We start from the raw sequence: 14,921 nt of genomic DNA, 5'->3' as shown, positions 1-14,921 counted from the left end.
AAATTAATAGTTAATTTAAGTTTTAGACTTTTATAGACGTCAGTATTTGTAAGTTTGTAATTGAAATGTTGATAATCGATTCAAAAATACATTATTTAAACATAAAAAATATAAATGCTTTCTAAAAGTCAAATAAAATTAATAACGAGTTTAAAGCAAAAAAAATATAGACAACAGCATGGATTTTTTGTTGTTGAAGGTATTAAAACGATAAAAGAATTATTACATTCAGATTTTAAGCTTCACTTATTATTTACTACAGAATCGTTCAATATTAATGCCAAAGATGAAGTTTTAATCACGGAATCAGATTTAAAACGCATTAGTTTTTTAAAGACCCCAAATAAAGCACTTGCAATTTTTAAAATACCAGAGTTTAAGGCTATAAATCAGTCTGGTCTTATTGTTGCTCTTGATGCCATAAGAGATCCTGGAAATCTGGGTACTATTATTAGGTTATGCGATTGGTTTGGTATTAATGAACTTGTTTGCAGTAAAGAAACTGTAGATTGTTATAACCCCAAGGTTATTCAAGCAACTATGGGTTCAATTACACGAGTAAATATTTCTTATGTTGATTTGGTTTCGTTTTTAAAAGAAAGCAATTTACTTGTTTTCGGTGCGTTTATGGATGGTGAAAATGTTTATAAAACCACACTCCCTGAAAAAGGTATTTTAGTGATGGGCAACGAAGCCAATGGCGTTTCAAACGAAGTTGAAAAGTTTGTAACAGAAAAAATATCAATTCCAAGGTTTGGAGATGTTCAAGCCACCGAAAGTTTAAATGTAGCTACAGCAACTGCTATTTTATTAAGCGAATTTTGCAGACGATTCTAAAATAACAATCACGTAACAAATTAAAAATAATTATTGATTCTTTTTTTCTTGTAGCTTATTGAAACGTAAAGTTGATAAAAACGCCACGTGTTTGCATACCTGCTATATTACTTGTCCAAGGGCTATTAGGGTCGTTATCTCTAACTAATTCATCGTTAATTCCGAAAAGCCCACGAATAGAAGGTGTAAATTTAAAGTTGTACAAATAGAAGTCGATACCAAAACCTAATTCGTAGAAAATAGAATTTTTGGTTGTTCTAAATTGCCCGTTGCTATTGTCTTCAGGGTTGTTTTCGTTGCTAGATAGATTGAGCGCCGTTGAAAACCCGCCAACAATAAAAGGTTTAAAATTATTAACTCGTTTCGTCGAAACTTTTAATAATAAAGGGATATGGATGTATGTCGATTTTACTTCTCTAACCAAATCTGAAGCTTTCACATCTGGTTCGCCCTGAAACCATTCTTGTCCATAATATAATTCTCGAGTCGTAATAAGCAAACCAGGTTCCAAACGCAAATCAATAAAACTATTAATACGTAAATTACCAATAAGGCCAACGCTAAAGCCTGGGCTTCGTTTTACATATATATCTCGTAAATCGGTGTTATAGTCAAAATTAAAATCGTAATTATTAATGCCTAAAAAGTACCCCCAGCGTAGTAAATTATTATCGGTAGATCCTCGTCCTTGGTTGGCGTCATAGGTTACTTTTTCTTTCTTAAATAACTGAGCGTTAGAAGTTTCTATGATGAATAAAAAAGAAATAAAGGCAAAAAAATACTTCATATAATTACTTAGACGATTTATAAATAGTTGCAACACCAAAGGTTTGAGGGAAATCTTCAACATTTATAAACCCAATATTACGTAAAATATTGTTTAAGGCTTCTCCATATGGAAATACAGATGCAGAATCACTTAAATATTTATAGGCACTTCGGTCTTTAGAAAAGGCTTTACCAATAAGCGGTAAAATATTTTTGGTGTAATACTTATAACCCTGTTTGAATGGTGTTTTTGTGGGAACAGAGGTTTCTAAAATCACAAATGTTCCATGAGGTTTTAAAACTCGGTAAATTTCTTTCAAACCGTTTTCAAGAGTTTCAAAGTTTCTCACACCAAATGCAACGGTAATAGCATCAAATGAATCATCTTCAAAAGGCATGTTTTCAGAATCACCTAAAACCATTTCAATTTTAGATTCTAATGATTTTTTATTAATTTTTTGTTTTCCAATTTCAAGCATACCACTGCTAATATCCAAACCTACAATTTTAGTTGCATTGGTTTCAGCAAGATTTATAGCTAAATCGCCGGTGCCAGTAGCGATATCTAAAACAGTGTCAGGATTCGACTTTTTAACTATTTCAACAACTCTTTTCCGCCATTTAATATCAATACCAAAAGATATCACGCGGTTCAAACCATCATAATCACCAGAAATGTTGTCAAACATTTGGGTAACCTGTTCTTTTTTACCTAAGTCGCTGTTTTTATAGGGCTTTACTTTCGACAAATCTTAAAATTTTTCAGCAAATATAATCTTTTAAGAAAGCTAAACATAATAAGAATTCTAAATATTATAATAATCAATTTCCATCTTCAATATTTATTTTATACTATCTTTGCTGTACTTTTTATGATAATTAAATAATGAAAATAATTATTGCTGGTGCTGGTGAAGTAGGATTTCATTTAGCAAAATTATTGTCTTACGAATCCCAAGAGATTACTTTAATAGACATTGATAAAGAAAGCTTAGCATACGCAGATACGCATTTAGATATTAAAGTTTTAAGAGGAGATACAACCTCAATTGCTATTTTAAAGGAAGCTAAAATAGACGTCTGCGATTTATTCATTGCCGTAACAGCAATTGAAACTACCAATATTACCGTTTGTGTTTTAGCGAAACAGTTAGGTGCAAAAAAAACCATAGCTAGAATTACCAATACCGAGTTTATAAATTTTAAAGATGAAGTCGGTTTTACAAAATTTGGTATAGATGAATTAATTTCTCCCGAATCGTTGGCAGCAGCAGAAATTGAACTGTCATTAAAACAATCTTCCTTTAATGAAACTTACGAGTTTGAAGATGGTGCGCTTACTATGGTTGGATTAACACTTTCTAGTTCTGCCTCTTTTGTTGGTAAAATGGTGAAGGAAGCAGCCGAAATTTTACCAGAAATTCATTTTATTCCTATAGCTATTCAACGATTTGGCACACAATATACTATCATTCCAAGAGGAGATACTGAGTTTAAACGAGGCGATAATGTGGTATTTATAACCTCTGAGGGTGGAGCCGAAGAACTTTGTAAACTTACAGGAAAAGATAATACAGATATTAAAGATGTTATGATTCTGGGCGGAAGCCAAATAGGTTTTAAATCGGCCAGAGATTTAAGCGATAAAGGTTTTAATGTTAAACTTTTAGAAGCGAATAAAGAACGTGCTTTTGATATTGCCGACGATTTACCAAACGTATTGGTTATTCAAAGTGACGGGCGAAATGTAGATATTCTTGATGAAGAAAATATAAGTGGTATGGATGCTTTTATTGCGGTTGGCGATAATTCTGAAACCAACATCATGTCATGCCTTGTAGCTAAATCAAAAGGAGTTAAGAAAACCATTGCACTTGTTGAAAACATGGATTATTTCGAGCTTTCGCATTCTGTTGGTATTGAAACTTTAATCAACAAAAAACTACTTGCTGCAAATAACATTTTCAGATATATTAGAAAAGGCGAAGTGCTTGCAATGACAAAGTTGAGCAACATGAATGCTGAAATACTAGAGTTTGAGGTAAAAGCTTCTTCGTCTATATGCAATAAATACATAAAAAATATCGACTTCCCTAGATCTGCGATTATTGGTGGCGTCATTAGAAACGACGAAGGTGTTATTGCTTTAGGCGATTTTAAAATTCAAGAAGGTGATAAGGTTGTAGTTTGCAGTTTATTACAATCCATTAAAGGTGTTGAAAAACTTTTCCGTTAGTATGCGCAGATCCATGAAGCTTAATTACAAAATTATTTTCCATTTTTTGGGATTGCTCATGTTGTTTAATGGTGGTTTTATGCTTTTGTCTTCTTTGGTAAGTTATATTTATAAAGATGGTGTATCACTTCAAATATTTTTAGCAGGTCTTGCTACTTTATTCTTAGGAGCTATCGCTATGGTTTTTACAAAAAATCATACCAAAGAAATGAATAAGCGCGAGGGCTATATCGTCGTTAGTTTTGGTTGGATAATCATGGCACTTTCAGGAACGTTACCGTATGTTTTTACAGAAAGTATTCCAAGTTTTACAAATGCTTTTTTCGAAACCATGTCGGGTTATACAACAACTGGAGCTTCAATTTTAAACGATATTGAAGCAGTGCCAAAAGGTGTATTGTTCTGGCGAAGTTTAACACATTGGATAGGAGGTATGGGTATTATCGTTTTAGCCATTGCCATTTTACCTTTGTTGGGTATTGGAGGTATGCAGCTTTTTGCTGCCGAAGCTCCTGGTCCAAATGCCGATAAATTGCACCCCAGAATTACCGACACAGCAAAACGTCTTTGGCTTATTTATTTTGGTTATACCGCCGCAGAAACTTTATTGCTAAGTGCTGCAGGTATGTCGTTTTTCGATGCTATAAATCATGCGCTTTGTACCTTATCTACAGGTGGGTTTTCAACCAAAAATGCGAGTGTTGCTTATTGGAATAGCCAGCCAATAATTCAATACATCATCATCCTGTTTATGTTTTTAGCAGGTACAAACTTCGTACTAAGTTATTTTGCATTCAAGGGTAAAGTTCAAAAAGTTATAAACGACGAGGAGTTTAAGCTCTACTTTAAATTTGTAGCTATTTTTACAATAATAGCCGCATTAATTATATATTTCAGAGCCGATGTTTCGGCGTCTTCAGTAAATCATCCTATGGTTTGGGGTGAGGGCGAAAGCGCCTTTAGGCATGCCTTATTTCAAGTACTTGCTATTATAACAACTACAGGTTTTGTAACTGCCGATTATACCATGTGGACCCCCTTTTTGGTGGTCTTCTTTTTCGGATTAATGTTTCTAGGTGGTTCTGCAGGAAGTACCTCAGGAGGTGTAAAAGTAGTACGTCATTTAATCCTAATTAAAAACGGATTTTTAGAGTTCAAACGCACCCTACACCCAAGTGCTATCTTGCCAGTTCGCTATAACAAACGCGCCATTTCTGGCGATATCGTATTTAATATCCTAGGGTTTTTCATCCTTTACATGCTCTCTTTCATTATTGGTTCTTTGGGCTTCTCTATTTTGGGCATCGAGTTTAAATCTGCCATCGGTTTAGCGGCCTCGACATTAGGTAATGTAGGTCCTGCTTTAGGCGATTATGGCCCTGTAAACAACTACGCACCACTGCCATCCTTAGGTAAATGGTGGGCATCATTTTTAATGCTAATAGGGCGTTTAGAGCTCTTTACCGTCCTCATTTTATTCACCCCATTTTTCTGGAGAAATAGATAGTTTTTTAGCGCGTTACCGCAAGGGTCGGGCTTTTCATTACTAGTTTTGGCTCGATGCGTGCCTCGCCAAAAGCTAACCATTACAATCCCTAACGCGAGTGTTTCGTGTTAGTTTTCACAAAAATAGAAATATCTTAAAACAAAAAAAAGCCATTAAAATAGTGGCTTTTTTTTGTTTTGTGTTATATCAACTTAACTAACAGCATCTTTAATTCGCTTAATAGCTTCAATTATTTGTTCTTGCGAAGCAGCATAAGAAATTCTAATACAATCAGGGTTTCCAAAAGCTTCTCCTGTAACCGTTGCAACCAGTGCTTCTTCTAATAAATATAAAGAAAAATCAGTTGCATTATTAATCTTCTTTCCTCTTAAAGTTTTACCAAAAAAATAGGTAACGTCAGGGAAAATATAAAAGGCGCCATCTGGAGTGTTAGATTTAAATCCTTCAATCTCGTTAACTAATTTTAAAATTAAATCTCGACGTACCTTAAATTCATCAATCATGTATTGTACACGAGAAGCCGGTTCATTTAAAGCTGTAATTACCGCACGTTGTGCAATACAGTTGGCACCACTAGTTATTTGTCCTTGCATTTTATTACAAGCTCTAGCGATTTTTTCAGGAGCACCAAGGTATCCAATACGCCATCCAGTCATGGCAAAAGCTTTTGATACACCGTTTACTGTAATGGTGTTATTATACATGTCATCAAACTCAGCAATACTTGCATGTCCTTCACCGTAGTTTATGTGTTCATATATTTCATCAGAAACCACATAAATGTTAGGATGTTTCACCAATACATCAGCTAATGCTCTTAATTCAGATTTACTGTAAACAGAACCACTTGGATTACATGGCGAGCTAAACCATAACATTTTTGTTTTTGGTGTAATAGCGGCTTCCAATTGTGCCGGTGTCATTTTAAAATCGGTATCAATCGAAGTTTTTACCTCTACAGGAATACCATCATTTAATTTTACAATATCAGCATAACTTACCCAATACGGGCATGGTAGTATTACCTCGTCGCCCTCATTAAGCATCACACCTGCAATATTAGCTAAACACTGTTTAGCACCAGTAGATACAACTATTTGTGCAGGGGTGTAAGTTAAATTATTATCACGTTTAAATTTAGTGATAATCGCATCTTTTAATTCCCCATAACCATCAACGGGTGTATAAGAGTTGTAATTTTCATTAATAGCTTGAATTGCGGCTTCTTTTATAAAATCTGGAGTGTTGAAATCTGGTTCTCCTAGGCTTAAGCCAATAATATCTTTTCCTTCGCCTCTAAGCTCTCTAGCTTTTGCTGCCATTGCCAAAGTAGCAGACGTAGCCATGTTTAAAATTCTATCAGATAGTAATTGCATTTGTTTTTTTTAGGTATTTGATCGGTATATAAAAATTTAGGCTAAACTAGGTTTTTCTCCTAGTACTTTTAATTGGTTGTAATGTTCTGCTACAGCTTTCCAAAAGGTTTTGTACTCATTGTAAGGCAAGCTAAATTCTTGAGCAGTTTCTTTAACTATTTTAGCTATTTTGTTGTAGTGTATGTGGCTTATATTTGAAAACAAGTGATGCTCTACTTGTCGGTTTAATCCACCTGTATAAAATTCTACAAACCAACTTTTTGGCGAAAAATTAGACGTGGTATGTAATTGATGTATAGCCCAAGTGTTTTTCATGTTGCCTTCACTATCAGGAAGCGGCATTTCTGTATTTGGCATAACATGAGCCAATTGAAAAATAACACTTAGTATGATACCCGCAGTATAATGCATTACAAAAAATCCTATCAATACTTCCCACCATGCAAAACCTAATGATAAAGGTAAAATCACCCAAATAGAATAATACACTATTTTTCCAATTATAAGTTTAGTCCACTGCGTAGCTGGATTAGGCATTTTGCCATAAGCTAATTTTCTTTTTAAGTATTTATAAGTTTGCACAAAATCGGTAGTTATAGCCCAATTGGCAGTTAACAAACCATATAAAAAGAAAGCATAAAATCTTTGGTATTTGTGAATTTTAAGCCATTCAGCATGCTTAGAAAATCTAATGATTCTTCCGGCATCAATATCTTCGTCATGTCCTTGTATGTTTGTGTAGGTATGGTGTAATACATTGTGTTGTACTTTCCAATTGTAGTCGTTTCCAGCTAAGATGTAAATACTGCTACCCATGAGTTTGTTAACCCATTTTTTACTAGAAAAAGAGCCGTGATTGGCGTCGTGCATCACGTTCATGCCTACACCAGCCATACCAATACCAACAATTACCATTCCTAATATTTGAACCCAAGCAGGTAAATCTAAAGTTAAAATTAAAACCACAGGAACTATTAATAATGCAAACATCACTATAGCCTTTGTGTATAACTTCCAATTACCAGTACGTTTTAAATCATTTTCTTTAAAATAATCATTCACACGTTTATTTAAAGTTTTAAAAAACTTTGCAGGGTCTTTTCTTGAAAACGAAAGTGCTTGCTTACTCATATTTTTTAATTTAGTTTAATCTGTATGGTATTTATAATCGATACCATGGGGCAAAGATATGTATTATCCAACTCAACAAAGAACGTTTTTATGTAAAAATATGTATATAAAAAGTATATTTTTGTTGAAAATTTAACAGACGTAGAAAGTGTATAGGCCAAATTTTCTATGTTTTAAGGGCGTACATTACGTTTGCTTGCAACTACTCGATTAAATAAAACAGCTAATGAATCTTATTTTAAAATACTTTCCAAATCTAACAGAAGATCAAATAAATAAATTTGAAAAATTGGAATCTTTATATCAAGATTGGAACTTAAAAATTAATGTTGTTTCACGAAAAGATATTGATGAGCTTTATATACGCCATGTTTTGCATTCTCTAGGCATTGCTAAAGTAATAGAATTCAAACCTGGAAGTAAACTTTTGGATGTAGGTACCGGAGGAGGATTTCCGGGCATACCTTTAGCTATAATGTTTCCAGACTGTTCATTTCATTTGGTTGATAGTATTGCTAAAAAATTAAAAGTGGTAGATGAGGTTGTTGCAGGTTTAGGGTTAACCAATGTAAAAACAACACACAGCAGAGTGGAAAACATTGATGGTAAATACGAATTTATAATAAGTAGAGCTGTTGCCGCAATGCCTACGTTTGTGCATTGGGTAAAAGGCAAGATTGCCAAAGATCAGAAGCATGATATTAAAAATGGTATTCTGTATTTAAAAGGAGGTGATTTATCTGAAGAACTTAAAGATTACAGAACCACAACTATTTATAATTTAAGTGATTATTATACTGAAGATTTTTATGAAACGAAAAAAGTAGTTCATTTGCCAATGAAATATAAAGGATAATTAATCAATCTTAACTAAGGCATTAATTGCATTATTAAAGTAAAAATATTGTTCATGAAACCAATATGTGTTATTATAATCTTCAATTGAAGAGGCTTGTTTATCGGGATTTAATATGCCATTAGCCTTATCGAAATTTAATTTCGCATTGGCAGTATCATTAATTTTTACATAAGCCATTGCTAGACCTAAGTAGGCATCAAAATCTAGTGAATCAAATTTTATGGCTTCTTGAAAATCAGAAATAGCTTCGTCGTATTTGCCAATAAATAAAGTAGCAGCACCTCTGTAAAAATATGCGTAGGGGTTGTTTTTGTTAATTCTTAATGATTTTGTTAAATCGATATAGGCATCTTTATAATATTTCATTTCCATTAAAAAGGCGCCTCTATTAAAATAATTATCGGCGTTAGGCTGAATTGAAATGGCAGTAGTGTAATCTTTTAAAGCATTAGTATACTGCTCAATTGCCGAATAAGCTGTAGCTCTTAAAGCAAATACGTTGGCTGCTTCCGGAGCCTGTTTTATTATTGCAGTGAAATCTTTAATAGCACTCTCATATTCATTTAAATCTAATTTTACGCAAGCTAAACTATAAAGGGCATCAATAAATTTCTCGTCAAGCATGTAGGCTTTAGCATAATCTTCTTTTGCACCTGTAAAATCTTTTAAGCTGTATCGCGAATTTCCTCTGTTAAAATAGGTGTCGGCGTCAGGCTCTTCAACAATAATTTTTGAGTAATCAACGATTGCGCCACTATAATCGCCCATATCATTTTTAGCAATAGCCCTATAAAAGTAAAAGTCTAAATTTTCTGGTTCTAGTTTTATGGCTTCATTATAAAGCTTAATTTTTTTATTTAAATCTGTTTCACGGGAAGCTTGTCTTATAATTTTATTCGCTTGCCCAAAATAAAGTGTAGGGAATAAAATTAGAAAAAGTAGAAAGATTTTTTTCATAGTAGAATAGAAACAAATAATATGCCGTTTTATTATTAAAGTTAATATTTTTTTTTCAATAAATGATTTAAAGAATTTTATGTTTTTGTGAATTTTAGATAAAAAATTGTTAGAAATATCGACATAATACTCACAAAATAAAATTTTTTTGTTTTTTACCGAATAAATTTGCGTTATATCGATTTTTATTTTTATTATTGTGCATCGATTATTACATAATTGAACGTCTCTCATTATAATTTTAATGCCCTAAATCTAAATTAATATGAGAAGATCTTTACTTCAGAGTCTTTTAAGAAAAATTGTTTTTGTATTTGTTTTACTACTTGGTTTTGTAGGTAAAGCTCAAATTATCCAGGTTGAAATTATTGGAGGAGCCGTTATAACAGATGGTTCAACTATTTCAATAAATGAAGGAACACGAGTCGATTTTAGGATAACTAATATTGAACCTGGAAGTTGTGATAATGATAAACGGTTAAATGTTGAAGATGTGGATATCGACAATACTGCAGACTTCGATATTACACCTAATAACCCTAAAAGAAAGATAAAACAAGCATCATGTAATGGTAATGGAAGTAAATATCTTGATTTTGAAATTGAGAATACTAGTGGTAACTGTCCTTCAACAAGTACTTTAGTAACCATTGAGCTTAAAGATCAAGCCAATTTTACCTTTACTGTGGATGTTGAATCTACACCTGAAATTTTTGTATTAGGAGGCGTTCCATATGCCGATATATATCATGGAGATACTACAACTGAAGATGATAATGGTACATTTTTTGGTGTTGTTGAAGAAGGGGCTTCAGTCACTAGAACATATGTTATTTCGAATATAGGAAGTTGTAATCTTGATATTTCATCGGTAGTTAGTAGTAATACTGATTTTGCAGTATCATCACCATTTTCAATTCCTTATAATGATATATTGCCATTTGGGTCTATTATTTTTAATGTAACTTTTACAGCTCCTGCTTCTACTGGTACGCAATCTTCTATAATAAGTATTGGTAATAGTGATAACACAACATTTACGTTTACAGTGAGTGCTGAAATGTATGATTTTAATATCCCTGGACCTGGTGGTATAACTGCAGATTTTAGACTTTGGTTAAAGTCTACAAGAGGAATAACTGAAACGGCATCGAAAGTTTCAACTTGGGCAGATTTAGGTACAAATGGTAAAGACGCGATTCAACCTGTAGGAGCAAATCAGCCAACATATTTAGACAATGCAACTGACAATATAAATTTTAACCCTGTAATTGAGTTTGAAAATGATGGCGCAACTGTAGAACAATATTTGTATAATGCTACCAATGGATTTTACAGTCAGGATATATTTATCGTTATGATTCCTGATGCGACCATGACGAGTGCCTCGTCAAGAAACACTATTTTTGCAGGTATAACTGTAGGTACTGTTGGAGATATCACAGGTGTTGGCTTCGGTGATTATTCATCTGAATTTACAAACGAATCATTATCATACAACCAAGATATTGCTGGTGGAGGTAATTTTAATGGAGTTGCTGAAATCAATTCAACATACTCTAATGCTGGTATTATTAATGTAAGAAATAATTCAGTCACTGTACTCACTGGCCAAGAGATTTTATATAACTCTAATTTATTAACAACATCTGAAGTTAACGATGCTCCTTATGCGAATGTAACTTCTGTAGATCCAGGTCCGCCACCAACAGTTTTAGGAACTCGTTATTGGATTGGAAGAAATTATGATTTACAGGGAAGCTTAAATGGCAGAGTTGCAGAAATATTTACTTTTGCGGAACGTGTCCCAGATGCCGATCGCCAAAAAATTGAATCCTACTTAGGAATTAAATATGGTATCACTTTAGGTGCTGCCACCGAAGCTCAAAAAGACTACATAAATTCTTTTAATACTTCCGTTTGGGATATTTCAGCAAATGCTGGATATAATTACCATGTTGCTGGAATTGGAAGAGATTCTATTTCCGATTTAAATCAAAAACAATCTAAGACTATCAATTTAATAAACGAAGTAACTATAGGTTTAGGTGGTGTTTTTAATACCAACAGTGCTAATACTCACGAATTTAAAAAAGATGGTGATTTTTTAGTGTGGGGTAATGATAATGGTGCGTTTTCTGGGACTAATACCAACACTGTAACCGTAGCTTCTGGTTTAACAACGAGTTTAACTAGAATTGATAGAAAATGGATGATTGTAGAATCAAACGAAGATGTAAATGGAGATGTGGAAACAGTTTATGTATCTATTCCATCAGCAGCGTTTAGTGGTTTTTCGAAAACAGCGACTGAAGAATATGCATTGATTGTTGCTGATAATCCTAATTTTGCAGATGGAGATATCATTGATGTAATTCCGCTAAGATCTGAGGATGGAGGTGTAAATCTTCAAACATGGTACGATTTTGATGGGACCAAATATTTTACTTTCGGAAAAACTTCAAAATTAACAGATGACCATTCAATCAATATAGCTTCAGGTGATTACCTTGTTGGTGAGTCTAGTTTAAACCTTAATACCGATAATTTTACAATTTCGGCTTGGGTTAAGTGTCCAACTTTAGCTGCCAATAGAACAGTTATGGCCAAAGGTGAAAAACTACAGATAAGATTAAATACTTCTGGAAATATTGAAGTTTTTATTGATGATAGTGTTACACCAAAATATACTTCAAATATGGATATTGATGATGGTAAATGGCATCATACCGCATTTGTATTTGATAGTGGTACTATTTTAATGTATATCGACGGGGTTTTAGATAAATCTGTGCTAGATATAGTTCATCCTACACCAAATTTCAATAACTATGCTATTGGTGCATTGTATATTGATAAAAATAATGTAATAAATCCGCTTTTAGGAGAAATAGACGAAGTTTATGTATGGGATTTAGAGCTAACACAAGAGCAAATAAGATTCTTGATGAATCAAGAAATTGAACGATTTGATGTTAGTGGAACCGATTATACTACTGGAAAAATAATACCGCAAGCGTCGGCTAGTAATGTGGTTGCTTCTATACCATGGAGTAGTTTAAGAGTATATTACGATTTTAACTCAATTTATGGCTCAACCATTGAAGGGTTAACCGACGATCGTTTCTTCTTAAGACTAAAGTATTTAGATAAAGATAAATCGCTACTTGATGACCAAACTGCACCTGTGCCTTATATTTCGGCAAATAATGGCGATTGGGATACTGCAGCAACTTGGACCAATAATGCAGATCAAGTCATTCCAAATACACTAAGTTTAGATGGAAGTACTATGGTAGATTGGAATATTGTACAAATAGGTCATGATATTGATTCAGGTGATAGAGATATATCAGTTTTAGGTTTAATTCAAACCGATGGAACTCTAAAAATCGCAGACCCAATAGATCCGCAAAACGAAACAAACTCGGGTCAGGGTTTAACTATCTCACACTATTTAGAGTTAGACGGTATAATCGATTTAGTTGGAGAATCGCAATTAGTTCAATCTGAAGGTAGTGTTATAGATATTGACAGTGGAGGGTTTATTGAAAGAGATCAACAAGGAACTGCAAATGGTTTTAATTACAACTACTGGTCTTCTTCTGTGGGCCCAATTGCAGGAAATACAGCAACAAGAGGAACAGGTATTTCAACCACAAATGCAAACCATACAATTGCTAGTGTTTTAAAAGATGGAACAATATCTGGTTTATATCAAGATATGTTATTTAATAGTTCACCAGATGGTAGTACATCCATACCTCCTCCAGGTTTCGCAAGAACTATAAGTACTTACTGGCTTTATAAATTTTATGGTGCTGCAGATGACTATAACGCATGGGAGAAAATTAATGAGTCTACCTCATTAATGGCAGGCGAAGGATTTACAATGAAAGGAACTGCTGGAACTGCTTCTGTTCCAATATCAACAACACAAAATTATGTTTTTAAAGGATTGCCTAATAATGGTGATATTTCGTTAGCTTTAGATAATTCATCAGGTGAAGTAGACCGTTTAGTTGGAAATCCATACCCATCTGCGATTGATGCAACCGATTTTATTTTGGATAATTTGAGTATAGCTGATGGTGGTAACAATACCAACGGAACAGTAATTAATGGCGCACTTTATTTTTGGGATCATTTTGGTCAGGCAGACTCTCATGTTTTAAAAGATTATGTAGGTGGTTATGCTACACGAAATTTAACAGGTGGTGCAGCAGCAATTTCAAATGATGTTAGGGTTAATGATAATATGGCAACAGGAACAAAAGTTCCAGGGCCTTATATTCCTGTAAACCAAGGATTTTTTGTATCGACATTAATAGACGGATTTAATAATGATAATGGAACTCCAATAGCAACAGTTGATGGCGGTACTATAGTATTTAAAAACAGCCAACGTGTATTTGTTACCGAACTAGAAGAATCTTCACCAGGGGTGTTAGAATCTGTTTTTATGAAAACTTCTAAAAAGAAAAATTCAAATACTTTAGGTGAAAAAACAACTTATAATGATAATCCTATTATTCGATTAACCTATGATTCGCCATTAGGATATCATAGACAAATTGTTTTAGGAACGAATAGTAAAGCTTCTGAAGGATTTGATTTAGGATTTGATGCCTTTATGGTTGATGTTAACAAGGAGGACATGTATTGGAATTTAAATAATAATAAATTCGTAATTCAAGGTGTTGGAGGATTCAATTCTACTCAAGAATTTGACTTAGGATTAGTTGTGAATATCGCAGGCACTGCTAGAATTAATCTAACGTCTTTAGAAAATATGTCTGCTTCAATAGATGTATACATAAAAGATTTAGTGACTGAAGAAGTATTCAAAATTAACGAAACACCATTTGAAATTTATTTAGATGCTGGAACATATGATGATCGATTTAAATTGGTATTTCAATCGGATGAAGATTCTGTAATAACTGATGATGCGACTGAGGAAGTTGATAGTGTTACAAGAGGTATTTTTATCTCAGATACTTCTATATTTAAAATAATAAATACTGAAGAAATAGATCTTTTGGACCTTTCGGTTTACAATCTTTATGGTCAGAAAATCGAATTTGTAGAATTGAATACAAACACAGATACATCGGTACCATTATCTCTCTTAGAAGGTATTTATATTGTAAAATTAAAAACGGCTAAAGGCATAGTAACAAGAAAAATTATCAAGCAAATAAATTGAGAACGAGTGTTGAATAAAAAAAACCCATCAATTTTGATGGG

General features: G+C 33.2%; 10 protein-coding genes. 5 read left to right on the top strand and 5 right to left on the bottom strand.

Translation table 11 applies throughout. The features are described from left to right. Positions 1-114 precede the first annotated feature (114 nt). Entirely contained in the window at positions 115-837 is a 723-nt protein-coding gene (locus O5O44_RS13420; protein ID WP_289194767.1) for a TrmH family RNA methyltransferase, read from the top strand. Between the two features lie 55 nt (positions 838-892). Here the strand turns inward: O5O44_RS13420 and porT are convergent, their stop codons facing one another. Both porT and ubiE read right to left on the bottom strand, forming a co-directional pair. Further along, positions 893-1,624 carry a type IX secretion/gliding motility protein PorT/SprT gene (gene porT / locus O5O44_RS13415; RefSeq protein WP_289194766.1) on the bottom strand — a complete coding sequence of 244 codons (732 nt, stop codon included), beginning with the start codon at positions 1,622-1,624 and terminating at the stop codon, positions 893-895. Between the two features lie 4 nt (positions 1,625-1,628). After that, on the bottom strand, positions 1,629-2,354 hold the full coding sequence (ubiE, locus tag O5O44_RS13410) for a bifunctional demethylmenaquinone methyltransferase/2-methoxy-6-polyprenyl-1,4-benzoquinol methylase UbiE (RefSeq protein ID WP_289194765.1): 726 nt from the start codon (positions 2,352-2,354) through the stop codon (positions 1,629-1,631). Between the two features lie 137 nt (positions 2,355-2,491). Here ubiE and trkA point away from each other — a divergent pair, with 137 nt between their 5' ends. Beyond that, positions 2,492-3,841, top strand: coding sequence for a Trk system potassium transporter TrkA (trkA, locus tag O5O44_RS13405; protein WP_019387895.1), 1,350 nt, complete (start codon positions 2,492-2,494; stop codon positions 3,839-3,841). Between the two features lie 13 nt (positions 3,842-3,854). After that, a complete protein-coding gene (locus tag O5O44_RS13400; RefSeq protein WP_289194764.1) occupies positions 3,855-5,348 on the top strand; it encodes a TrkH family potassium uptake protein in 1,494 nt (497 codons plus the stop codon). Positions 5,349-5,539: 191 nt separating this feature from the next. On the opposite strand, the gene O5O44_RS13395 is transcribed toward O5O44_RS13400, so the two are convergent. Together O5O44_RS13395 and O5O44_RS13390 are read right to left on the bottom strand one after the other, a co-directional pair. Further along, a complete protein-coding gene (locus O5O44_RS13395; RefSeq protein WP_289194763.1) occupies positions 5,540-6,724 on the bottom strand; it encodes a pyridoxal phosphate-dependent aminotransferase in 1,185 nt (394 codons plus the stop codon). A 36-nt stretch (positions 6,725-6,760) separates the two neighbouring features. After that, the gene (locus O5O44_RS13390; RefSeq protein WP_019387892.1) at positions 6,761-7,855 is read right to left on the bottom strand and encodes a fatty acid desaturase family protein; all 1,095 of its coding nucleotides are present in this window, start codon (positions 7,853-7,855) and stop codon (positions 6,761-6,763) included. A 226-nt stretch (positions 7,856-8,081) separates the two neighbouring features. Between O5O44_RS13390 and rsmG the strand changes: the two genes are divergently transcribed. Then, the gene (gene rsmG, locus O5O44_RS13385; protein ID WP_289194762.1) at positions 8,082-8,711 is read left to right on the top strand and encodes a 16S rRNA (guanine(527)-N(7))-methyltransferase RsmG; all 630 of its coding nucleotides are present in this window, start codon (positions 8,082-8,084) and stop codon (positions 8,709-8,711) included. On the opposite strand, the gene O5O44_RS13380 is transcribed toward rsmG, so the two are convergent. Then, entirely contained in the window at positions 8,712-9,671 is a 960-nt protein-coding gene (locus O5O44_RS13380; protein WP_289194761.1) for a tetratricopeptide repeat protein, read from the bottom strand. It lies immediately after the preceding gene. Between the two features lie 265 nt (positions 9,672-9,936). Between O5O44_RS13380 and O5O44_RS13375 the strand changes: the two genes are divergently transcribed. Then, positions 9,937-14,880, top strand: a complete 4,944-nt coding sequence (locus tag O5O44_RS13375; protein ID WP_289194760.1) for a DUF8202 domain-containing protein — start codon at positions 9,937-9,939, stop codon at positions 14,878-14,880. Positions 14,881-14,921 lie beyond the last annotated feature (41 nt).

It is taken from the genome of Algibacter luteus, from assembly GCF_030344935.1.
GTDB lineage: Bacteria > Bacteroidota > Bacteroidia > Flavobacteriales > Flavobacteriaceae > Arenitalea > Arenitalea lutea.
This window is presented reverse-complemented; position numbering and strand designations above follow the sequence as displayed.